Below are 23327 nucleotides of genomic sequence, written 5' to 3'. Positions count from 1 at the left end.
ATAAACTCGCTTCAGGTAATCTCCATGAAAACCAGTGGTTTGCTCGATCAGCTACTCAAGTCCGGCCAGGACCTGCTGCAGAAGCAGCAAGGGTCGGCCTCCCGTTCACCGACGACCAATGGAAAGGGGGCGCTCGGCGACATGCTGGCCGGTGCCGGTGGCCCGCTTGGAAGCATACTCGGTGGCGTCGGCGGAGCTGGAAAAGGCGCGCTGGCGACCGGGGCACTGGGTATGCTCCTCGGAAGCCGGGGCGGCCGCCGCTTGGGTGGCAAGGCGATCACCTATGGCGGCCTGGCCGCCCTCGGCATGCTGGCCTACAAGGCCTACGGTAACTGGCAGGCACAACAGGCACAGCAGGGTGGCACAGCGCGAACAACCGCTACACGGGCGGAGCCGAAGACGGTCGATCGGCTGCCGCCGGATCAGGTCGAGGAGCACAGCCGCGGGATCCTCAAGGCGCTGGTCGCGGCGGCAAAAGCCGATGGCCACGTCGATGACCAGGAGCGGAAAATGTTCGAAGCCGAGCTGGCCCAGCTCACTGATGATCCCGAATTGCAGCGTTGGCTCGAGGCGGAGTTGAACAAGCCGCTGGATCCGGTTGATGTCGCCGCGGCCGCCACCACACCGGAAATGGCTTCGGAAATGTACTTGGCCAGCGTGCTGATGGTGGATGAGGAGCAGTTCATGGAGCGAGCCTACCTCGACGAACTGGCTCGGCAGTTGAAGCTCGATGCGCAGTTGAAGGTCGAACTGGAGAGCCAGGTGCGCGGCGTTTCCGCCTGATGCCTTGTAGGGGTGATGCTTGATCGCCCTGGCTGTGTTGTTCCCGGTCGAGCTGCTTGACAGCGGCGATGCCGGCGGTCTCGCGTGGGCTGTCAGCGGCGGTCTGCTGCGCTATAATCGCCGGCTTTTCGCACCGTCCGATTGAGAGCTGCCTACCTATGGAAATCAACCCGATCCTCAACAGCATCAAGGACCTGTCCGAGCGCACCCAGTCAATTCGGGGGTATCTTTGACTACGATCAGAAGCATGATCGTCTCGTCGAAGTAAACCGCGAACTCGAAGACCCCAACGTCTGGAACAAACCTGAGTACGCCCAAAACCTGGGCCGTGAGCGCGCGACCCTGGCGCAGATCGTCGAGACCATCGACGACCTCGAGGGCGGCCTGGCCGATTCCCGCGACCTGCTCGACATGGCTGTCGAAGAAGACGACCAGAGCGCCGTGGACGATGTCGCCACCGAACTCGACCGCCTGCGCGCCATCCTCGAAGGGCTGGAATTCCGCCGCATGTTCAGCGGCGAGATGGACCCCAACAACGCCTACCTCGACATCCAGGCCGGCTCCGGCGGCACCGAAGCCCAGGACTGGGCCAACATCCTGCTGCGCATGTACCTTCGCTGGGCTGACAAGCGCGGTTTCAGCGCCGAGATCGTCGAGCTGTCCGAGGGTGAAGTCGCCGGTATCAAGGGCGCGACCGTACACATCAAAGGCGAGTACGCCTTTGGTTGGTTGCGCACCGAGATCGGCGTGCACCGCCTGGTGCGCAAGAGCCCGTTCGACTCTGGCGCTCGCCGCCACACCTCATTCTCGGCAGTGTTCGTCTCGCCCGAGATCGACGACAGGGTCGAGATCGACATCAATCCGGCGGATCTGCGCATCGACACCTACCGGTCCTCCGGTGCTGGTGGTCAGCACGTCAACACCACCGACTCGGCGGTACGTATCACCCACGTACCAACCAACACGGTGGTGGCCTGCCAGAACGAGCGTTCCCAGCACGCCAACAAGGACACCGCCATGAAAATGCTGCGGGCCCGGTTGTACGAGCAGGAAATGCAGAAGCGCAACGCGGCCTCCCAGGCGCTGGAAGACACCAAGTCCGATATCGGCTGGGGTCATCAGATTCGCTCCTATGTGCTCGACGACTCGCGCATCAAGGATTTGCGTACCGGTGTGGAACGTAGCGACTGCCAGAAGGTTCTGGATGGCGACATCGACCAGTACCTCGAAGCCAGTTTGAAACAGGGGCTCTAAGCCGCTGTGCTTGGCGAGTGGAGGTGGGCTGAAGCGGAACGTCGCCTGGCCCTCTCTGCATCAGCTTTGCATACAAGTAGGGTGGGCTTCAGCCGACCAAAACGGGGCAGTACCTGCTGCGGAGCACTTTCCGGCACGGTCGTCCCAGGATTCATCCAATCGATCCAGGCATTTTGAAACCATGAGCGAACAACCGCTGAACCAGCACGCCATCCAAGAGGAAGAAAATAGCCTGATCCTTCAGCGCAAGGAAAAGCTGGCCGCCGAGCGCGCCAAGGGCAATGTTTTCCCCAATGACTTCCGTCGCGACAGCTACTGCAACGACCTGCAGCTGAAATACGCCGACAAGACCAAGGAAGAGCTGGCAGAAGCGGCGATCCCGGTGAAGGTTGCCGGGCGCATCATGCTCAACCGCGGCGCCTTCATGGTGCTGCAGGACATGACCGGGCGCATTCAGGTCTACGTCAACCGCAAGACGCTGCCGGCTGAGACCCTGGAAGCCATCAAGCACTGGGATCTGGGCGACATCATCGCGACGGAAGGCACGCTGGCGCGGTCCGGCAAGGGCGACCTCTACGTCGAGATGACCGACGTACGCTTGCTGACCAAGTCGCTGCGTCCGCTGCCGGACAAGCACCACGGCCTGACCGACACCGAGCAGCGCTACCGCCAGCGTTACGTCGACCTGATCGTCAACGAAGAAACCCGCCACACCTTCCGTGTGCGTTCGCAGGTGATCGGCCACATCCGCAAGTTCCTCAACGAACGCGACTTCCTCGAAGTCGAGACACCGATGCTGCAGACCATCCCTGGCGGTGCCGCGGCCAAGCCGTTCGAGACCCACCACAACGCGCTGGACCTGCCGATGTTCCTGCGTATCGCGCCGGAGCTCTATCTCAAGCGCCTGGTGGTCGGCGGCTTCGAGCGGGTCTTCGAGATTAACCGCAACTTCCGCAACGAAGGTGTTTCGACTCGGCACAACCCCGAGTTCACCATGCTCGAGTTCTATCAGGCCTACGCCGATTACGAAGACAACATGGACCTCACCGAAGAACTGTTCCGCGAGTTGGCGCAGCTGGTCCTCGGCAGCACCGACGTGCCCTACGGCGACAAGGTGTTTCATTTCGGCGAGCCCTTTGCGCGGCTGTCGGTGTTCGATTCGATCCTCAAATTCAACCCGGACATCAGCGCCGCCGATCTGCAGGACATCGACACCGCGCGCGCCATCGCCAAGAAAGCCGGCGCCAAGGTGCTCGGCTTCGAGGGGCTGGGCAAGTTGCAGGTGATGATTTTTGAAGAGCTGGTCGAGCACAAGCTCGAGCAGCCGACGTTCATCACCCGTTACCCGTTCGAAGTGTCGCCGCTGGCGCGTCGTAGCAACGACGACCCGAGTGTGACCGACCGCTTCGAGCTGTTCATTGGCGGCCGCGAGATCGCCAACGCCTATTCCGAGTTGAACGACGCCGAAGACCAGGCCGAGCGCTTCCACGCGCAGGTCCGTGACAAGGACGCGGGTGACGATGAGGCCATGCACTTCGACGCCGACTTCGTCCGCGCGCTGGAATACGGCATGCCGCCGACCGCAGGTGAGGGCATCGGTATCGATCGTCTGGTGATGTTGCTGACCAACTCGCCGTCGATCCGCGACGTGATTCTGTTCCCGCATATGCGTCCAGAAGTCTGATCAGACCAGGACGCGCAAAATCCGCCGTGGACGGAGCCAATCGTCCTCGGCGACTGGCTGCGCCCGACATCGTTCTGCTGGCCTGCGTCGGTGCACGCAAGCGACGGACGGGCCATCCGCAGGTGGAACCGCCACGGACAGGCGCCACGCCGCAGCCGGCCGCGTTCGCCCATCGTGGTGGTTGCGTCAGCACCGAAGATGCACAGCTGAGCCATGGCACCACGATCGAGCGCTAGGCTCGATGGCTTCAGATCGGTCGTCGCCTGCCGAAAGCTTCATATATGGCACGCGGCGTTCGTGAACCGAACACGGAAGGCGAGGGCCCACTGATGTATAACTTGAACGCTACGGATCATCACTGACGAGGTACGGATGAATACCCGTAACAATCTCGATGAGTACCAAAGCACGGTGCGCGGCCTGTCCGATCGTATCGTCGAGGCGCAAACCCCTATGCGGGTGCTTGATGCGGTGAAGTGGGACGACAGCATTCGCCAGGGCTTCTTCGCCGCGGGTGCTCGCGAGCTGCCACAGGTTGATCGTGGGTATTACGAGGGACGGCCGCTGGGCTTCGATTCCAGTGCGAAGAAGGAAGAATTTCAGAATATCGAGCGTGACATCACGCGCCAGCTAGGACAGTTCAATCCGGTCGGGCAGATCATGCGGCGCATGTGCAAGGAGTACCGCATGGTGATCCGCATGCTCGAAGCGCGTGGCACCGCCGATTTCGGTCTGATTTCCCAAGAGCTTTACGGCGCCGCTTCGGACGCCTTTCACGCGGGCGATCCGACGCTGGCGGACCTCGGTCTGATGCTTTCCGACTACCTGAACAACATCGCCGACCGGGGCGATCTCAAAGACGAAGCCAAGACACTCAGTGCGCCGCAAGCCGTGGACATGTTGCAGCAGCGGCTGGATCTGGTGTTCGGTGAGGGTGAAGGCGTGATTCGCGTATTTGAATCCGACGGCATTCTCGCCGACGCCGCGGCGGGGGCCGACTACATCAAGATCCGCAGCGACGCGATGTTCAATGCCCGCGATGTGCGTGCGCTGGAAGTCCATGAGGGGCTGGTGCACGTCGGCACCACGCTCAACGGCCAGAACCAGCCGATCTGCACCTTCCTCGCGAAGGGCCCGCCGTCCTCGACAGTGACCCAGGAAGGCTTGGCGATTCTGATGGAGGTAATCGCTTTTGCCTCCTACCCGACCCGCCTGCGCAAGCTGACCAACCGTACCCGTGCGATCCACATGGCCGAGGAGGGCGCGGACTTTCTCGATGTGTTCGGCTTTTTCCGTGACCAGGGCTATACGGAGGACGAGTGCTACAGCAATGCCAGCCGGGTTTTCCGCGGCTCGCTCCCGAATGGTCTGCCCTTCACCAAGGACCTGTCCTATCTGAAGGGTTTCATCATGATCTACAACTATATTCAGCTGGCGGTGCGCAAGGGCAAGCTGGAACATATCCCGCTGTTATTCTGCGGCAAGACCACGCTGGAAGACATGCGTACCCTGCGCCAGCTGGTCGAGGAGGGAATGGTGGTGCCGCCCAAGTACCTGCCGCAGCAATTCCAGGATTTGAACGCGCTGTCGGCCTGGATGTGCTTTTCCAACTTCCTCAATCATCTGAGCCTGGATCGCATCGAAGCCGACTACGCCAACATCATCTGATCGGAGCGCACAAAAAAGCCGGAGCTTTCGCTCCGGCTTTTTCGTTTAAGCGGCCCGTCGTCAGAACAACGTATTCGGCAGGTAGGTTGCGATCTCTGGGAATAGCATGATGATGCCCATGCCAATGATGTTGACGATCACGAAGGGTATGACCGACCAGTAGATGTCTTTCATGGTGATGCCGGGCGGCACAATGCCTTTGAGGTAGAACAGGTTGAACCCGAACGGTGGCGTCATGTAGCCGATTTCCATGTTGATCACGAAAAGCACGCCGAACCAGATCGGATCGAAGCCGAGTGAAGCGACGATCGGCAGGAATACCGGCAGCGTGATCAGCATGATGCCGACAGGGTCGAGCAGCATGCCCATGACAAAGACGATCGCCATCATGAAAATGATGATGGCCCAGCGGCCCCCAGGCAGATCCATCATCAGTCCTTCGATCAGCGACTGCGCCCCCATACCTTGGTAGGCCGAGCTGAACGCGTGGGCTGCGAACAGGATCCAGGCGATCATACCGGTCAGTTTGAAGGTACGGATAGCCGCTTCCTGCAGCACAGGCCAGTTCAGCTTGCGGTAGACAGCGGCTGAAATCAGCGCGCCGAACACGCCCATGGCGGCGGCTTCGGTGGGTGTGGTCAGCCCGCCGATGATCGAGCCGAGTACCATTACCACGATACCAATGGGCAGCAGCACCGCGCGTATCGCCCGTAGTTTCTCGCCCCAGCTGCCTCGCTCTTCCCTCGGCAGTGCCGGTGCGAGATGAGGTTGCAGGAAAGAGCGCACCAGCACGTAGGTGACCGTCAGCGCCACCAGCAACAGGCCCGGCAGCACTCCGGCGGCGAACATCTTGCCGACCGACTGGCCGCTGATCATGGCGTAGAGAATCATCATGATGCTCGGCGGTATCAGGATGCCCCAGCCGCCGCCGGTGTTGATGCAACCGAGCACCATGCGTTTGTCGTAGCCGCGTTCGAGCATGGCCGGTAGGGCAATGGTGCCCATCGCCACTACCGCCGCGCCGCTGATGCCAACCATGGCGCCGAACACCGCGCAGATGCCTAAGGTGCCGATCGCCAGCCCGCCGCGCATGCCGCCGCACCACAGGTGCATCATCCGATAGAGATCGCGCGCGACCCCGGTGCGCTCCAGCAACATCGCCATGAAGACGAACAAGGGAATAGCCACCAGGGTGAAGCTTTCCATGGTGCCCCACATCTGCGAGGCCACCATGTAGAAGGCATCGACGCCCCATGTGAAATACAGGAACAGTACCGAGACTCCGCCCAGCACGAAGGCCAGCGGCAGCCCCAGCACCAGGAAAAACACCAGCGTCAAAAAGAACAGCAGCGTGGTGATTTCGATGCTCATTGGGCATCCTCCGCGTGCTTGGCGCCGTTAGTGGGCTCGCGGCCCAGCGCGATCAGGATGTCCTGCAGCAGTTTGGCGATGCCTTGCAATAACAGCAGCAGGGTACCGAGCGGAATCATGATCTTGATCGGCCACACCGGTGGGTTCCACGCCGAATAGGAGGTTTCCATGCCCTGTACCGATTCCCAGGCCATGGAACTGCCGAAGTACAGCAGTGCGGCCATGAACAGGAAAAACATGCTCGAGGTGAAAATATCGACCCAGGCGCGAACACGCGGGCTGAAGGTTGAATAGAGCAGGTCGACGTTGACGTGGTCGCGGTGCGCCATGACGTAACCGCCGGATAGCACCACGTAGGCACCGAACAGCATCTGGCCGAGCTCGTTGGTCCAAGAGGTCGGGCTCGAAAACAGGTAGCGCATGAACACTTCGAGCAGCAACAGCACGAAGATCAGAAAGATCAGATAGGCCACCCAGCGACCGATGAATTCGTTGAGCCGGGTGATGCCATTGATGTAGGCATGAATCGCGCGCATGACGAGCCCTACGAGCAAGGGTTGAGCGGATCAGCTGCCCGGCGCGAGCTATCGCGCCGGACGAGCCGAACAGGCGAGGGGTGTCAGAGGTAACCGAGTTCGCCGAGGAAGGACTTGAGCTTCTTCAGTGCTTCGGCCGCCTTGTCGCTGCGCTGGCCTTCTTCTTCCCAGGTCTTCTGTGCCACTTCACGCAGGCGTTTTTGCACATCATCCGGCAGCGTGTTGACCTGAACGCCTTGCTCGGCCATGACCTTTCGCAGCGTGACCTGCTCCTGATACAGGTACTCGTTGGTGCGGTACCAGAACTGCTCGTCGAGGATCTGCTTGACGATTTCCTGGTCGCGCTCGGAGAGTTTCTCCAGCGCCTTCTGACTGATGATGATCACATCGGTGCCGGCGATGTTGAGCGCGGGCCTGACGTGGTACTTGGCCACCTCATAGAAGCTCATGCTCGCCGCGCCCTGCACCGCACCCCAGTGAGCACCGTCTACCACGCCGGTATCGAGCGCCGGATAGAGTTCGCCACCTGGCAGGTAGGTGGTCGAAGCGCCGGCCTCATCGAGGAATTTCTGCAGGGCGCCCGACGAGCGGATCTTCAGCTTGGTGAAATCCTCCCAGCTGTTGATCGGCTTTTTCACCACCATCTCAGTGGGATAGACCTTGTCCGTCGACCAGTAGACGCCGTGCTGGGCCGCTTCCTCGCGGAGCATGTCCTCGAAGCCCATGTGCTTGTGGAAGTAGGACGCCTCCCAGACGTTATCGAAGGCGAAGGGCAGACCGGAGGCGATGCCGGCGAGGGTCATCTTGTCCTGTGCGTAGCCGGGGGAGATGGTGCCCATCTGGATGATGCCGCGGCTGACCGCGTTGAACGTCTCCTGCGGTTTGAACAGGGCGCCGGATTCGAACAGTTGCAGTTCGAGCCGGCCTTCGGTGCGCTGTTCGATCTGGTTTTTCAGGCGCACAAGACTGTCTTTGTAGGAGCTACTGGCGCTCGGCCAGTGCGATTGAACACGCCATTTCGTGACATCGGCGGCGGCCGCCATCTGCGGAAGCACTGCCGAGACCGCCAAGGCGACCAGGCTGGCTGGAACGAGCAGCTTCTTGAACATGGATTTCATATCGCGTCCTCTTCTTGTAATTGTCTGGCTGACGGCCATTTTCTAGCACTTGCTTCGCTTTGCGTTTCGCACAGCAAAACTGATTTTTACAAAGTTATCCGAAAGCTAACATAGCGGGGAGCTTTTTCAACCACTAGCAGAAGGCTATCGTCGCCCTTCTAATTTTTCATGATGTGTCCAAGCGCCTGGCTCGCCGGGCATATGGCACTTCGATACTGATCTTAGACCGTTATGTTTGTGGGGCATCATAATTCTGCCTGATGGAACTTGATTTCGAATTGACGCATGGTTTCAGTCGTGCCAGCTTCAAAAAGACGCAGACTCGCCATAAAAACAATCGAGAGGACAGGCCATGCGACTCCTTAAACAAGCATCGGGATGGAACCGCCCCGCGCAGATTCAGCGCAATGAAGCGGCCTGACGCTGACGCGATGCCAAGCGAAGCCCGGACAGACGGCTTGCCGATCAGCGGAGGCAAGGACCTGCCGGGTTTCCATCAGGTGCTGGGTTATCGCCAGGTGTCTTGGACTGACGACGAGGCGGTCATTGAGCTCGATGTACAGGCCTGCCACCTGAACATGGCCGGCGTGCTCCATGGCGGCGTGCTGACCTCGCTACTCGATGTGGTGCTAGCCGAGGCCGGTACCTATTGCCCCCATCCGGGACGGGTGCGCAAGGCCATCACGCTGGTGCTGAACACAACCTTCACTGGGCAGTGCTCAGGTGGTGTGATCCGCGCCATCGGCAAGCGGCGTGCCGGCGGCACCCGCATATTCAATAGCTCGGGCGAGATACGCGACCAGCACGACCGTCTATTGGCGATCGGCGAAGCGACTTTCCGTCTGCGCTCCGGCAGCGAGCACCCGCAAGGGGTGCCGTTAACGCTTCTGGCGGAGCACAACCAAAAGGAAAACGGCGATGTATGAACTGACCGGTAAAGCGCTACAACTTTATGAACGGCTTACGGCATTCATGGAAGCGCATGTCTATCCCAATGAGCACTTGTTCCACGAGCAGACCGCCTCGGCAGAAAATCGCTGGGCGCCGCCGCCAATTCTCGAAGCGCTCAAAGCCAAGGCGAGGGAGCAGGGGCTGTGGAATCTGTTCCTGCCGGAAAGCGAATTCGGCGCCGGCCTGAGCAATTTCGAATACGCCCACCTCTGCGAAATCATGGGGCGCTCGCACGGTGCCGCCGAGATCTTCAACTGCTCGGCACCTGACACCGGCAACATGGAAGTGCTGACGCGCTACGGCACGCCGGAGCAGCAGGAAAAATGGCTCAAACCGCTGCTCAACGGCGAGATACGCTCCTGCTTTTCCATGACCGAACCGGAAGTGGCGTCGTCCGATGCCACCAACATCGCCTGTGAAATCCGCCGTGAAGGCGATGAATATGTGATCAATGGACACAAGTGGTGGTCGTCCGGCGCGATGGCGACCAGCTGCAAGATCGCCATCGTCATGGGTAAGACCGATCCCAGCGCTGAGCGCCATCGGCAACAGTCGATGATCCTCGTGCCGCTGGACACGCCCGGCGTGGAAATCACCCGGGCACTCCACGTGTTCGGCTATGACCATGCGCCCCATGGCCATGCCGAGATTCGCTACAACAATGTCCGGGTGCCGGCCAGCAACATACTGCTCGGCGAGGGTCGAGGCTTCGAAATCGCACAGGGTCGTCTTGGCCCGGGGCGCATCCACCATTGCATGCGCACCATCGGCGTGGCCGAACGCGCGCTACAGGCCATGTGCGAGCGCGTGCATTCCCGTGTGGCGTTCGGCAGGCCGCTGGCTGATTTCGATTCGATCCGCAAGGACATTGCTCGCTCGCGCATCGAGATCGAACAGACTCGCCTGCTGACCCTGAAGGCGGCGCGCATGATGGACACCGTCGGCAACAAGGTGGCGCGGCAGGAGATCGCCATGATCAAGGCGGCCGCACCGAGCATGGCGCTGCGGGTGCTGGATCGTGCCATCCAGGTGCACGGCGCCAAGGGCGTCTGCCAGGACAGTTTCCTGGCGGCGGCCTGGGCTCACCAGCGGACGCTGCGGTTGGCCGATGGCCCGGACGAGGTTCATCTGGACACCATCGCCAAACTCGAGCTGCAGAACTACTCCAGCAAGCGCTGAGCCTCCGACAAAACCTACAAGAAGGATGCCGTCATGAACAATCCGCTATTCGATCTATCCGGGAAGGTGGCGCTGATCACCGGCTCCACTCGCGGCATTGGCCGCTCCATCGCCGAAGAAATGGCCCGCTGCGGCGCGCGCGTCGTCATTTCCAGCCGCAAGGCCGATGCCTGCGAGACGGTGGCCGCAGAGCTCAAGGCTGAGGGTTTCGAGGCTATCTCGGTGCCTTGTCATGTAGGCCGTAAGGAAGATTTGCAGCGGTTGGTCAATACCACCCTGCATACCTGGGGGCGTATCGACGTACTGGTCTGCAATGCGGCCACCAATCCGGTCTATGGCCCGACCAGCGAGCTGACCGACGACGCCTGGGACAAGATCATGGACACCAACGTCAAGGGCACCTTCTGGCTGTCCAACATGGTGCTGCCGCAGATGGCCGAGCGTGGCGAGGGCGCGGTGATCATGCTCTCCAGCATCGCCGGGCTGCGCGGCAACACCGTGATCGGTACCTATGGCGTGTCCAAGGCGGCCGAGGCGGCGCTGGCCCGCAATCTGGCGGCGGAGTGGGGGCCGAAGGGCATTCGCGTCAATGCCATCGCCCCGGGACTGGTGCGTACCGATTTCGCCAAGGCACTGCTCGACGATCCGGAGCGGGTCCGCCGCGCCGCCGAAAGGACTCCGCTGCGCCGCATCGGCGAGCCGGTGGACATTGCAGGTCTGGCGGTGTTTCTGGCGACACCGGCCAGTGCCTATATCACCGGGCAGGTAATCGTCGCCGATGGTGGCGAAACCGCATGCTGAGGGACCGGTAATGAGCGAGCCCGAACTGATCGAGGTATTACCGGCGCATCGTTTCGATGAGGCCGCGCTAGGTCGCTACCTGCGCCAGCATGTGCCAGAGATCGAAGATGGTCTGCAGTTGAAGCAGTTCCAGGGTGGTCAGTCCAACCCCACCTACCTACTGGAAAGCGCCGGTCGCCGCTACGTGCTGCGCAAGAAACCGCCGGGCAAGGTGCTGCCCTCGGCGCACATGGTCGAACGCGAATACAAAGTGATCCGTGCGCTGTCCGAGCACACCCGTGTGCCGGTACCGCCTGCGCGCCTGTTATGCGAAGACGAAGGCATCATCGGCACGGCCTTCTATGTGATGGACTACGTTCCGGGACGAATCTTCAGCCACCCGGCGCTGGAAGAGCTGCCTAATCAGGACCGCCGGGCATTCCATCTGGCCGCCATCGACACCCTGGCCGAGCTGCACCAGGTCGATGTCGAGGCGGTCGGGCTTGGCGGCTTCGGCAAGGCTCAGGGTTACTTCGCCCGCCAGGTCAAGCGTTGGTCCGGCCAGTATCAGGCTTCGTGTACGGGCGACATGCCGGCGATGGAGCGGCTGATGCAATGGTTGCCGGAGCAGGCGCCGCAGCGCGACGAATGCGCCATCGCCCACGGTGACTATCGGCTCGGCAACCTGATCTTCGAACCGGAGCAGGCGAAGGTGGCGGCAATTCTCGACTGGGAGCTGTCGACCCTCGGCCATCCGCTGGCGGACCTCGCTTACTTCTGTTTGCCGTATCACCTGCCGGCGGGCGTCGAAGGCCTGCGTGGCCTGGTCGGGATCGATCTGAAAGCTCAGGGCATTCCATCCGAGCAGGAGTTGCTGGCGCGTTACTGCCAGCAGAGCGGGCGACCGAGCATTGAAGACTGGCACGTGTTCGTGGCGTTTTCGCTGTTTCGTCTCGCGGCCATTCTGCAGGGCGTTTATGCGCGTGCGCTGCAGGGCAATGCCAGTAACGCCGATGCGCTGCAGGTTGGACAACGCGCCGGTCTGCTCGCCGATGCCGGTTGGCGCATCGCCCAAGCCGGCGACGGAGGCGAGGCCCTATGAACGGTCCATTGCTGCGCCGCGTCCTGCTGACCAACGATGACGGCATCGCCGCGCCGGGGCTCGCACTGCTCGAGCGCATTGCGGCCCAACTGGCCGAGGAAGTCTGGATAGTCGCGCCTGAACATGACCAGAGCGGCACCGGTCAGGGTATCTCGGTGCATTCACCTCTGCGCGTGTATCACCATGGCGAGCGACGCTTCGCCGTCTCCGGGACGCCGTCGGACTGCGTGATGTTCGCCATGGCCGAATGGCTGCAGGATTCGCCGCCGGATCTGGTGCTCTCCGGCGTTAACAGCGGGGCGAACATCGGCGATTCCGTGCCTTATTCGGGCACCCTCGGTGCGGTGCTCAGCGCTGATCTGCTGGGCCTTCCGGCTATCGGCCTCAGCCAGGCCTTCCTTGATCGCACGCTGATCGATTGGTCATGCGTCGAAACCTACGCGGCCACCACGATACGTGCGCTCTGGGCGCGTCGTGACGAAAACGGCTGTTGCTGGAATGTGAACTTCCCGGCTTGCTCGGCCGATGCGGTCAGCCATCTGCGACTGGCCCGGCAATCACGTGGTTCGATTGCCCGGCCGCGTCTGCAGGCGGGTCGGGACGGTCGTGGACTGCCGTACTGGTGGCTCGGTTTCGAGCACTCTTCGGCGCACCTCGTCGATCCCGAACTCGATGTCACCGCGCTGCGCGACAAGCGCATCGCCATCACTCCCTTGCGCGACACCCGGGGCTGGCTCGAGTGGGGCGAAGAACGGGCCATGGCCGAACTGGCCCTCCATAGCGATTCAGGAGTTCTTTAATGTTCACTCGTCATCACGCGGTCTGGCCCGAGGATCTGCCGAAACATCTGACGGTGCCGGAAACCAGTCTGTTCGCCAATCTGGAGATATCCGCGCGGCGTTTTCCGGACAAGACGGCGATCATCTATTACGACACCCTGATCACCTACACCGAGCTGCTGCGTGAAGTGGAAGCGCTGGCCGGCTATCTGCAGCACCTGGGGGTTGCCAAGGGTGATCGGGTGCTGTTGTACATGCAGAACTCACCGCAGTTCACCATCGCCTACTACGCGATTCTTCGTGCAGACGCGGTGGTGGTGCCCGTCAACCCAATGAACCACAGCGCCGAGCTGGAGCACTATCTGCATGACACCGGCGCTACGGTGAGTCTCTGCGGGCAGGAGCTGACCGGCTTCATCGCGCCGCTGGTCGGCACGGCGCAGCTGCGCCATGTGGTCGTCGCGGCCTATTCCGAATACGTGCGGCAATCCACCGACCTGGCCCTGCCGGCTGAAGTCCAGGCAGCAGCGGTCACACCGAGCTTCACTGGCGGCATCGGCTGGAATGAGGCCATCCGTGCTGGCCATACACCGGGGCCCCACACGGCCGGCCCGGATGATCTCTGCGTGTTTCCCTATAGCTCCGGCACTACCGGCGCGCCGAAGGGTTGCATGCACACCCATCGCTCGGCCATGGCGACGATCATCCACCGCGTGGTCTGGACCAACAGCACCAGTGAGTCAGTAATCCTCGCCACGCTGCCGTACTTCCATGTCACTGGCATGCAGGGCGCCATGAGCGGGCCGATCTATAACGGCGGCACCGCAGTGATCATGACCCGCTGGGACCGCAAGGTGGCGGCCGAGCTGATCGAGCGGCACAAGGTGACCGGCTGGGTCAACATCGCCACCATGGCCATCGATTTCCTTTCAGACCCGGATCTGGAGCGCTACAACCTGTCCAGTCTGGTCAGCGTCGGCGGCGGTGGCGCGGCCATGCCCAAGGCGGTGGAGGAAAAACTGCATCGGCTGACCGGCCTGCGCTACATCGAAGGCTACGGCCTGTCGGAAACCATCGCCGCCACCCATATCAATCCGGTGCCGCGGCCCAAGGCACAGTGCCTGGGCATTCCGGTGTTCGATGTCGACAGCCGGGTCATTGATTTGCAGACGCAGCGGGAGCTGGGCCCCAACGAAGTGGGCGAAATCATCAGTCACGGCCCGCAGCTGTTCCAAGGCTACTGGAACCGCCCGGATGAGACCGAGCGCGCGTTCATCGAGCTGGACGGCAAGCGTTTCTTTCGCACTGGGGACATGGGCTACTACGATGAAGAGGGCTATTTCTTCCTGGTCGACCGGGTCAAGCGCATGATCAATGCGTCCGGCTTCAAGGTCTGGCCGTCGGAAGTCGAAAGCCTGATGTACCGCCACCCGGCGATCCAGGAGTGCTGCGTCATCTCGCGCCCCGATCCCAAGCGCGGCGAGACGGTGAAGGCCTGCGTGATACTGCGCGACGGTCAGGCCGGGCAGGTCAGCGAGCAGGACATCATCGACTGGTGCAGGGCCGAGATGGCAGCCTACAAGGCACCGGTTTACGTCGAGTTCGTCGCATCGTTGCCGCGTTCGTCCACCGGCAAGCTGATGTGGCGTGTCCTGCAGGAAGAGGAAAACCGCAAGCACGCGGCCGATACGCAAGAAGCCTGACGACACCGTGCCGACTGCAGGCCAATGCGCCACCTGGCGCCTTCGCAACCAATGGAGAAGATGCTATGCAAGATTCAACCTCGACGAATCGGGACGCGGAATGGCAGGTGCGCAAGGACCTTGCCGCGGCCTATCGGCTGGTGGCGCACTTCGGCTGGGACGATTTGGTCTTCACGCATCTGTCGGCGCGGGTGCCGGGGCCTGAGCATCATTTTCTGATCAATCCCTACGGTTTGCTGTTCCAGGAAATCACCGCCTCTTCGCTGGTGAAGGTCGACCAAGAAGGGCAGATCGTCCAGAGCGGCAGCCTGCACCGGGTCAATCCGGCCGGCTTCACCATTCACAGCGCCGTGCACATGGGGCGGGAAGACGCCGGTGCGGTGATGCATCTGCACGCCGCTGATGGCGTGGCAGTCTCGGCGCATCGCGATGGTCTGTTGCCGCTGAGCCAGACGGCGATGCTTTGTCTCGGTCATCTCTGCTATCACGATTACGAGGGCGTCGCGTTGGACCTCAGCGAACGGGAGCGATTGATTCGCGACCTCGGCGACAAACAGATGATGATCCTGCGCAACCATGGCGTGCTCACGGCGGGCGGCACCGTCGCCGAAGCCTTCACCTACCTCTATTTCCTGATGAAGGCCTGCGAGATTCAGGTGCGCGCCCAGGCCTGCGGTCCGACGCACACGCCATCCGCGGCCGCCATCGAGACCACTCGCCAACAGTCGACCGAGCTGGGCATGGTGTCGAAACTGACCTGGCCGGCACTGTTGCGCTTGCTGGAGGCCAACGGTCACGTCTATGCGATATAGCGCTACGCTAGCGCGATCCGCTTACCTGCCAGGGAATATTGCCGAGTGCCCATGAAGATTCTTTTCGTCGCCGCCGACCCCAAGCCCGAGCGCTGGACCGACTTGATCCAGCAGCATTTGCCGGACGCCGAGATCCAGGTCTGGAAGCCGGACAACCCCAGTTGGGGGGCCGACTACGCCATCGTCTGGCACCCGCCAACGGCGCTGTTCGACAAGGAGCCGCAACTCAAGGCGCTGTTCAACCTCGGCGCCGGGGTGGATGCGCTGGTGCGGATACCGAACCTGCCACGCGATCTCCCGATTGTTCGCCTCGAAGACGCCGGTATGGCGGTGCAGATGGCCGAATATGTCGCCTATCACGTCATCGGTATCAGCCGTGACATGGACTACTACCGGGACCAGCAGGCGGCGGGCCAGTGGAAGCTGCGCCGGCCCATCGAGCGCAGTGAATGGCCGGTCGGTGTGCTTGGGTTGGGGCAGATCGGCCAGCGCGTCGCCCGCACGTTCGCTGCGCTGGGCTACCCGGTCTGTGGCTGGGCGCGCTCCGATCATGCCATCGACGGCGTACGCAGCTTTGCCGGCGAGGCTGGGCTCGACGGGTTTCTCGGACAGACACGGGTATTGATCAACACCCTGCCGTTGACCGACAGCACGCGCGATCTGATCGACTATTCCCTGCTGTCGCGGCTAAGGCCCGACGCGGTGGTGATCAACGTCGGCCGCGGCGAGCATCTGGTCGACGAAGATCTCTGCCGGGCCATCGACGAGGGCAAGGTGGCCCGCGCGGTGCTCGACGTGTTCCGTGAGGAGCCGCTGCCCTCCGAGCATCCGTTCTGGCGGATGCCGCAGGTGACCATCACCCCGCACGTGTCGGCCCGCACCCTGCGCGAAGCGACCGTTGCCCAGATCGCGGAAAAGATCGTGGCGCTGGAAAAGGGTCAATCCATCAGCGGCGTCATCGATATACAGCGCGGCTACTGAGTCCCTGTAGAAACAGGCCCGAACGACCGGTTTGCCGCCACAAGCCAAAAACTTCGCCCCGAGGTCGGGGCTCCCACAGCTAAGTGGCCAACCGCACCCGGCCGTTGTGGGAGCCGCGCTCCGCGGCGAATGCAGGCCGCAGACCTGCCTAAGCGCTCAGGGTCATGTCGCGCTGAAGAACGGCCCATACTCGCTTCGCATCCAGAAGCCAAAACTTCGCCCCCGGGTCGGAGCTCCCCACAGCTAAGTGGCCAACCGCACCCGGCCGTTGTGGGAGCCGCGCCCCCGCGGCGAATGCAGCTGCAGGCCTGCTTAAGCGCTCAGGGTCATGTCGCGCTGAAGAACGGCCCATACTCGCTTCGCATCCAGAAGCCAAAACTTCGCCCCCGGCTCGGAGCTCCCACAGCTAAGTGGCCAACCGCACCCGGCCGTTGTGGGAGCCGCGGCCCCGCGGCGAATGCAGCTGCAGGGCCTGCTTAAGCGCTCAAGGGCTGCTGTCGTGCTGAAGAACGCCCATGCTCGCTTCGCATCCAGAAGCCGAAAACTTCATCCTGAGGTCGGGGCTCCACAGCTAAGCGGCCAACCGGCCCCGGCCGTTGTGGGAGCCGCGCCCCCGCGGCGAATGCAGGCCGCAGGCCTGCCCAGCGAGGTACAACGCTTCATCCCGGAGCGGGCTTCTGTCCACAATCGTCCCGTTTTGGCTGTGGTTACCAAGGTCGGGAAGCATGTAGCAGCTCTGGGAAGAACTGGCGCTACTGGCTGCAGGCCATACGCCGAAGCTCATACCAAGCTGCGCAACTTGTTGCGCGGCTTGGTTTCTTACCGCGAACCAGCCCATAAAACCGCTCTATTCATTTGCACCCGCCAAGCGCTTTGTCGCAAGGTTGCGCGGCGAGAGAAATGCTCAACCTCTTTGGTTGAAGGGACACAACACGCGCAGGCAATGAACGCCGGCGTTACCAAGGAAAAGGACTTTAGGTGAGTGGCGATGACGGGCAACGTTAACCATTGGAGCTATCCCTTTGCCGGCAATACAGGCAATCCGTTAGCAAACCTGACCAGCCTGGCCAAGGCCAGGGGCGGCTACTACCCGATGGGCGCCAACGGCCTGTGGCATGGCGGCGTGCACTTCGACCAAGGCACCGCTGGTACCTTCGATCAGTCCAGCGTGCGTTGCATTGCCGACGGCGAGGTGATTGCCTACCGCATCGACGAGCAATATCCGATAAGCGAGTACACCAACGAGATTCCGCTAATCAAGCGCGCGCTTTTTTCCACCGGGTTCGTGTTGGTCAGGCATCGGCTGGCACTTCCGTCATTGCACCTTGCGCCTGCATCGGACGCGTCAGAGCCAGCCTTGACGTTCTATAGCCTCTACATGCATCTGCAGGACTGGGCCGGATACCAAGCTCAAGCGAGCCTGCCACGCCCTGACTTCTGGGGCGAAGGGATCTATTGCGTCGAAACACAGGGCTCGGACCTCAATGTCCGTGCCGAGCCCAGCCAGAGCGCGAGCATATTGGCTGCTTTACCCAAGGGAACGCGGGTCAAGGTTGGCGCCAGCAACGGTCAGTTTCGCAAGTTGCTGAGCATTGTCAGCGGAGCGGCACGGCCTGCTCTGACGCCCGCCGATGGTGAGGGAATCCTACCGGGTTACCTGGCCTTCAAGTTCCTCAAGGCACAAAGCGAACCCAAAGCCAAAGGCAGCGTCGTGGTACTGGACCAGCCCGTGCCGATCAAGGCCGGCGACCTTATCGGCCACCTCGGCCGCTATCAGAACCACGACGAAGCCATGCCCCAACCCCTGCTGCATCTGGAGGTATTCAGCTGCGATGACGTGCCTGCATTCGTTGCCCAGAGCAGGGCTTATGCCTCTCGCCTGCCGGAGACGCAGAAAACCCTGCTAAAGGTCTACAAAGGCGCCAGCAAACTGATTCCGCATCGCCAGGGCATTGGTGCCGACAATCCCCCCAGGCTCAGCGACGAAGGCGTGATGGTCGGCGTCGACCTCGTGCTGCCGCAGAGCCTGCTCGACAGCCTGCCGGCAGACGCCAAGCTGGTGGTGACGGCCAGCACTGGCGACATGTCATGCAGCCCCGAGACCCGTTGGTGGCGTCTCGATAACCTGCTGGCCGACAAGGACGGCCAGCCGATCAGCGGCTGGTTGGCCGAACAGGAAATGATCACTACTCGCCACAGCCCCTGGGAGTGGGAAGGCTACGACTTCATCGAAGACCGTGAACGCCCGGCAGGCGCCCTGGCGTATCACCTCGAAGCCCTGCGCCGGCTGATCGACAGCGAACGTGCTAGCTACAAAGGCATGATCGACCAATCCGACAAGGGCCCGGTCAAGCAACGCCTATATGCCATCCTCGACGGTAACGACGATCAAAAGATCACTCCGGAAGAAATCCGAACTGCTCTCGGCAAGCCTTGGCACGCCCAATCCATCGCACAGCTGATCACCAAACATGAAAGCGAATGGCTCTGGAACCCGGACAAGTGGGACGAGCTGGATGAACTAATGGAACACAGCCCCGCCGATCCGAATCTGGACTGGACCGAAGAGAAGAAGCGGATCGAGAAACTGTCGTGGTGGAAGGAGTTGGGCGGGAAGCATGGGATTTCCGAAGACGGGGAAAGCTGGCATATACATGCCATGATGTTAATCGACAATTTTAAGACGAAGAGGGGCAATGCCTGCACCAAGTGCGGAAAGCAAATTGCGATAACCTATGAATTTCTGAGAAGGATATGCGCCAACTCTGCAGAAGATGGTTTTGTCAGAGATTTTGCTCTGCATGCTGACGGGCTATTTGAGCGGTATGGTGTGAATTCCTGTGCGCAAATAACCCATTTGCTTGCCCAAGCAAAGCATGAGACAAAGCGCTTCACTGCGTTTCGCGAATCGCTCTATTATTCCAGCTATTCAGCTCAGTCTCTCTATAACATGGCGCCGACAGCAATAAACAATGGTTTTTCCCGGAACGGCCTTACCTTTCCCAATCATGCTGCCAAACTCCAATATATTGAGGATCACCTGCTTAAGAATGACGCGGGATATGGGCAACATTGCTTTGGTAGTAACGAGTACCCTGGCAATGATTATCGAGGACGAGGTTTGCTCCACCTCACACATTACGCCAACTATCACGCTTGTGCCTTGGCAATAGGAAAGCCGATCGATGCGGAGCCTATTCTGGTGCAGAGTGACACCTCTGTGATTATCGAAACAGGACTTTGGTTCTGGAAAACCAACAACTTAAAAATATATGCTGAAAGCATCGACCTTACTGACGATGAGGCCGTGGAAAAAATCACACGGGTCATCAATGGTGGGGCCAAAGGCCTCGCAGAAAGAATACAATTCAAGCGAGAAATCACTGATGTATTCGTTGAACTATATGGAGCCTGTTCTTCATGAATAGCCTTGAGGCCATGTCATGTGTCATCACACTCTTTATCGCTCTCAATGCCTATGCAGCCGACTCGACCTGTACAGCATCTCAAAATGACCTATACCCCTCTGTGCGCCTAGGTATTAACACTGCCATACGATTTAATAAGGCGGAAGAATCGGTTGACCCGGATGGTGATATCTATCCCATCATGATATTCGAGCAAAAATGCGATACCAGTAGCGAAAAGCAGGTTGCTGAGCTTCCCTACCTTGGTGACCCGGGGAAGGTGGAGAGCGCCTTCTTGAAAGATGCAGATTTCGACGGAATTAGCGAGCTTTTTGTCATTCATCGGGCAACTCTTTACTCGGATACCGGCACAAGCTATGGCTCCGATTACTTCACGACCCTGGTATACAGGCCCAGGTCAGCAGAAAAATACGAACTGGACGAGCGTATCAGCAACTACTTTGGTTCAGGTGCGGATGTTCTGTCGTCACCGATTAGCGACGATCTTATATACAAGCACCCTTACAAGTCCAAAGCACAGGTAGAAAGCGAGCTTGACTCCACGCGATATAGAGCTTGGCTCGAACAAAAACGTGTTGTCACCCGGATCATGAGAAAAACCTACCTATACGATCAAGCCAACACCGCAGATAAGACCACCAGTTATCTGGTAGCAGGGGATCAGATACAGGTGCTCGATCGGCAAGCGGGATGGTTGGAGGCTGTGTTCCACAATAAAAAGGGTGACATCAAAGGCTGGGTTCTGTGTCGGGACACGCTCGAATGTTCGGATCAGAACCGCTCTCTAAAAAAATAAACTGAAACCAGTCGCCTTGGGCTACTAGGAGCGCAACGGCCTTTGCTGTGGTTAAAGCGCCTTGAGGCCGAGCGCTGCAAGACCAAACCCGACGCTGGATAAGGCCACTGACCTGCCTTGACCCACCAAGGCGTGCCAATACGTCGGGTATTCCCCATCAAGCGGCCGTGCCGTGTTCCGCCAGATACCGATCCCGCAGCTCGCGCTTGAGTACCTTGCCGATGGCACTGCGCGGCAGTTCGTCAGCTAGCTCCAGGCGTGCCAGGCGCTGGGTCTTGCCAACGCGTCCGTTGAACCAGTCCAGTAGCGCTTCGGGTGCCACCGCAGCGCCCGTGACGCGCACCACGAAGGCCACCGGGGTCTCGCCCCAGCGTGTGGACGGCACGCCGACCACGGCCACGTCGGCGATGGTCGGGTGGTGGCGCAGGATGGCCTCGAGATCGCTCGGATAGAGGTTGAAGCCGCCAGAGATGATCATGTCCTTCTTGCGGTCCAGCAGGGTGAGAAAGCCCTGCTCATCGAAGCGACCCACATCGCCGGTGCGGATGAAGCGCTTACCGCTGGGGTCGAACCATTCAGCTTCGGCGGTCTTCTCCGGCTTGTTCAGGTAGCCGGTCATCATGGCCGGGGAGTGACCGACAATCTCGCCGATTTCCCCTTTGGGTAGTTCGTTGCCCTCGTCGTCGATGACGCGAATATCGTGGCCCTCGGCGGGTTTGCCCACGGTATGCAGCTTGTCGGGGTGCTCGTGGGCGGCCAGGATGCAGGTACCGCCGCCTTCGGTCATGCCATAGGTGTCGACCAGGCCCCCCGGCCAGCGTGCCAGCACCTCGGCTTTGAGCGCCGCGTTGAACGGTGCGCTGGTGCAGAACTTCTGCCGGAAGTGGCTGAGATCGTACTGGTCGAAGTCGTCGCGCGCCATGATCCGCTGGTACTGCACCGGCACCAGCATGGTATGGGTAACGCGATGCTGCTGGGCCAGCCTCAGGTATTGACCGGCGTCGAACTTGCCCATCAGCACCACCGTGCTGCCCAGCGCCAAGGTCGGCAGGAAGGCCACCAACGTGGTGTTGGAGTACAGCGGCGTGGAAATCAGCGTGGTGGCATCGTCATAACCATAGGCGGCGCTGCGGCGCACATGGGCCCAGCGCATGGCATGAGACTGCACGATGCCCTTGGGTTCTCCCGTGGTGCCTGACGAATAGATGATGTTGAACGCCCAGGCCGGCTGGATCGTCACGGCCTCAGGCGTCGCATCGCTCAGCCAGGCGGACCACTCATCCTGCTGATCCAGCCGCATCGTTGTACAAGGCAGCTGTGCCGCGACCGACTGTAGGTGCTGAGCCGATAGCGCATCCAAGCACAACAGGCGGGGCGAGGCGTCCGCCAGCATGGTCAGCAGGCTGTCGGCACTGGCGGACGGAGCCAGCGGCGCGACTGTCATGCCGGCGCGCAACGCCCCGAGAAATGCCGTGGCGTATTCGATGGAATTCAGCGCGCAGATCGCCAACACGTCGCCGGGTTTCATGCCATCGCGCTGCAGTGCGCAAGCGACCCGGTTCATCTGTGCATCGAGTTCGGCGAAGCTCATGCTCCGCTCGTCTTGGAGCAAGGCGGGGTGATCGGGTCGCCGTTCGGCCCAGTGCGCAATCAGATCGGGAATCGCCGCGAAAGGTTGGTCGAGAATAAGGGCGTCGGGGCGGTCAGAAAATTCCATGGCTGGCTCGTCCTGTCGAATGGGGAAAGGCGGCGCCGTGCAACAGCAGGCACGGCAGGCACCGGAATGGAAACCACCTTCAGCGGTAAACGCGCGTGCGTGAAGTGTTATTCGTACCGGCGATGACGAGCAATCAGTACAGACCAGCCTTACCGCCTGTGGGTGCCATTGCCGAATGGCCGTTACGGTGGCCGTGTTGCATGTCCGGTCGGCCAAGCTCGCGTCCCTCGGCGCGCTGTTTTTTGCGACAATGCCGCCTCTTTGATCAGGCGAATCCGTCCATGTCCGAACGCAATCCCATCCCGCTGATCCTTACCGCTATCGGCAGCGTCATCGGCACCGTTGCGGTGCTCACCTACTATGGTTATGTGCACATCGCCAAGCCGGAAGACGCGCTCTTGCTGGCTGACTACACCATGCTCAAGACCGTTCCGGGCGAAGACTATCGCGTCTCGCTGAAGCCGGCACCGCAGGTAGCCGAATGCATCGACGGCGTGCTGGTGCTCTTCGACACCGAGCAGAAGGGCCTGAGCGGTGTGCTGGTGGATAACAAAAAGCGTGCGATTCGTTGCATGGGGCAGAAGGTGCCGGCTGCCGCAGAGCCAGCAACCAGGCCCTGAGGCGTCGCTTCGGCGCAAAAAAAAGCCCGCCATGATGGCGGGCCTCGACGATAGATGCTCTCAGC

Annotated in this window: 21 protein-coding genes; 17 read left to right on the top strand and 4 right to left on the bottom strand. The window is 60.9% G+C overall.

All coding sequences use genetic code 11. The features are described from left to right. The first annotated feature begins 24 nt into the window (after positions 1 to 24). The 6 genes from UF78_RS15305 to UF78_RS15285 all read left to right on the top strand — a co-directional run bounded on the left by UF78_RS15305 (position 25) and on the right by UF78_RS15285 (position 5389). Entirely contained in the window at positions 25 to 783 is a 759-nt protein-coding gene (locus tag UF78_RS15305) for a tellurite resistance TerB family protein (protein ID WP_045163072.1), read from the top strand. Between the two features lie 19 nt (positions 784 to 802). Then, on the top strand, positions 803 to 928 hold the full coding sequence (locus UF78_RS23190; RefSeq protein ID WP_268988827.1) for a hypothetical protein: 126 nt from the start codon (positions 803 to 805) through the stop codon (positions 926 to 928). 13 nt (positions 929 to 941) lie between these two features. Continuing rightward, a protein-coding gene (gene prfB / locus UF78_RS15300) for a peptide chain release factor 2 (RefSeq protein ID WP_155397658.1) occupies positions 942 to 2037 on the top strand; the annotation gives its coding sequence in 2 pieces (ribosomal slippage) (positions 942 to 1013 and positions 1015 to 2037; 1095 coding nt in all). A gap of 181 nt (positions 2038 to 2218) precedes the next feature. Then, positions 2219 to 3721, top strand: coding sequence for a lysine--tRNA ligase (gene lysS, locus UF78_RS15295; protein ID WP_045163071.1), 1503 nt, complete (start codon positions 2219 to 2221; stop codon positions 3719 to 3721). Positions 3722 to 3747: 26 nt separating this feature from the next. Further along, positions 3748 to 3957 (top strand): hypothetical protein, encoded by a 210-nt coding sequence (locus UF78_RS15290; RefSeq protein WP_045163070.1) that lies wholly within the window; start codon positions 3748 to 3750, stop codon positions 3955 to 3957. 136 nt (positions 3958 to 4093) lie between these two features. Next, complete coding sequence (locus UF78_RS15285) at positions 4094 to 5389, top strand: flavohemoglobin expression-modulating QEGLA motif protein (protein WP_045163069.1); 1296 nt, start codon at positions 4094 to 4096, stop codon at positions 5387 to 5389. Positions 5390 to 5449: 60 nt separating this feature from the next. Here the strand turns inward: UF78_RS15285 and UF78_RS15280 are convergent, their stop codons facing one another. The 3 genes from UF78_RS15280 to dctP all read right to left on the bottom strand — a co-directional run bounded on the left by UF78_RS15280 (position 5450) and on the right by dctP (position 8414). Next, the gene (locus tag UF78_RS15280) at positions 5450 to 6760 is read right to left on the bottom strand and encodes a TRAP transporter large permease (RefSeq protein ID WP_045163068.1); all 1311 of its coding nucleotides are present in this window, start codon (positions 6758 to 6760) and stop codon (positions 5450 to 5452) included. Next, positions 6757 to 7296, bottom strand: coding sequence for a TRAP transporter small permease subunit (locus UF78_RS15275; protein ID WP_045163067.1), 540 nt, complete (start codon positions 7294 to 7296; stop codon positions 6757 to 6759). The genes UF78_RS15280 and UF78_RS15275 overlap by 4 nt, the downstream gene beginning before the upstream one ends. Before the next feature lie 83 nt (positions 7297 to 7379). Continuing rightward, the gene (gene dctP, locus UF78_RS15270; protein ID WP_052679336.1) at positions 7380 to 8414 is read right to left on the bottom strand and encodes a TRAP transporter substrate-binding protein DctP; all 1035 of its coding nucleotides are present in this window, start codon (positions 8412 to 8414) and stop codon (positions 7380 to 7382) included. Positions 8415 to 8845: 431 nt separating this feature from the next. Here dctP and UF78_RS15265 point away from each other — a divergent pair, with 431 nt between their 5' ends. The 10 genes from UF78_RS15265 to UF78_RS15215 all read left to right on the top strand — a co-directional run bounded on the left by UF78_RS15265 (position 8846) and on the right by UF78_RS15215 (position 20925). After that, positions 8846 to 9340 (top strand): PaaI family thioesterase, encoded by a 495-nt coding sequence (locus UF78_RS15265; RefSeq protein WP_045163277.1) that lies wholly within the window; start codon positions 8846 to 8848, stop codon positions 9338 to 9340. Then, positions 9333 to 10544, top strand: a complete 1212-nt coding sequence (locus tag UF78_RS15260; RefSeq protein ID WP_045163066.1) for an acyl-CoA dehydrogenase family protein — start codon at positions 9333 to 9335, stop codon at positions 10542 to 10544. The genes UF78_RS15265 and UF78_RS15260 overlap by 8 nt, the downstream gene beginning before the upstream one ends. 33 nt (positions 10545 to 10577) lie before the next feature. Further along, the gene (locus tag UF78_RS15255) at positions 10578 to 11345 is read left to right on the top strand and encodes an SDR family NAD(P)-dependent oxidoreductase (RefSeq protein WP_045163065.1); all 768 of its coding nucleotides are present in this window, start codon (positions 10578 to 10580) and stop codon (positions 11343 to 11345) included. 10 nt (positions 11346 to 11355) lie between these two features. Next, positions 11356 to 12426, top strand: coding sequence for a phosphotransferase (locus tag UF78_RS15250; RefSeq protein ID WP_045163064.1), 1071 nt, complete (start codon positions 11356 to 11358; stop codon positions 12424 to 12426). Further along, positions 12423 to 13226, top strand: coding sequence for a 5'/3'-nucleotidase SurE (surE, locus tag UF78_RS15245; protein WP_045163063.1), 804 nt, complete (start codon positions 12423 to 12425; stop codon positions 13224 to 13226). Before UF78_RS15250 ends, surE begins: the two co-directional genes overlap by 4 nt. Beyond that, positions 13226 to 14908 (top strand): long-chain fatty acid--CoA ligase, encoded by a 1683-nt coding sequence (locus UF78_RS15240; RefSeq protein ID WP_045163062.1) that lies wholly within the window; start codon positions 13226 to 13228, stop codon positions 14906 to 14908. Before surE ends, UF78_RS15240 begins: the two co-directional genes overlap by 1 nt. 65 nt (positions 14909 to 14973) lie before the next feature. After that, a complete protein-coding gene (locus UF78_RS15235) occupies positions 14974 to 15720 on the top strand; it encodes a class II aldolase/adducin family protein (protein ID WP_045163061.1) in 747 nt (248 codons plus the stop codon). A 51-nt stretch (positions 15721 to 15771) separates the two neighbouring features. After that, the gene (locus UF78_RS15230; RefSeq protein ID WP_045163060.1) at positions 15772 to 16701 is read left to right on the top strand and encodes a 2-hydroxyacid dehydrogenase; all 930 of its coding nucleotides are present in this window, start codon (positions 15772 to 15774) and stop codon (positions 16699 to 16701) included. Positions 16702 to 17689: 988 nt separating this feature from the next. Beyond that, complete coding sequence (locus UF78_RS15220) at positions 17690 to 20125, top strand: glycoside hydrolase family 19 protein (protein WP_045163058.1); 2436 nt, start codon at positions 17690 to 17692, stop codon at positions 20123 to 20125. Next, a complete protein-coding gene (locus UF78_RS15215; RefSeq protein ID WP_045163057.1) occupies positions 20122 to 20925 on the top strand; it encodes a hypothetical protein in 804 nt (267 codons plus the stop codon). The genes UF78_RS15220 and UF78_RS15215 overlap by 4 nt, the downstream gene beginning before the upstream one ends. A gap of 157 nt (positions 20926 to 21082) precedes the next feature. On the opposite strand, the gene UF78_RS15210 is transcribed toward UF78_RS15215, so the two are convergent. Then, positions 21083 to 22642, bottom strand: coding sequence for a class I adenylate-forming enzyme family protein (locus UF78_RS15210; RefSeq protein ID WP_045163056.1), 1560 nt, complete (start codon positions 22640 to 22642; stop codon positions 21083 to 21085). 281 nt (positions 22643 to 22923) lie between these two features. Here UF78_RS15210 and UF78_RS15205 point away from each other — a divergent pair, with 281 nt between their 5' ends. Further along, positions 22924 to 23262, top strand: a complete 339-nt coding sequence (locus UF78_RS15205; protein WP_045163055.1) for a hypothetical protein — start codon at positions 22924 to 22926, stop codon at positions 23260 to 23262. The last annotated feature ends 65 nt before the right edge of the window (positions 23263 to 23327 follow it).

This window comes from Stutzerimonas stutzeri (genome assembly GCF_000952685.1).
Classification (GTDB): domain Bacteria; phylum Pseudomonadota; class Gammaproteobacteria; order Pseudomonadales; family Pseudomonadaceae; genus Stutzerimonas; species Stutzerimonas stutzeri_E.
Note: the sequence above shows the minus strand (reverse complement) of the source record. Positions and strands in the feature narration are given on the sequence as shown.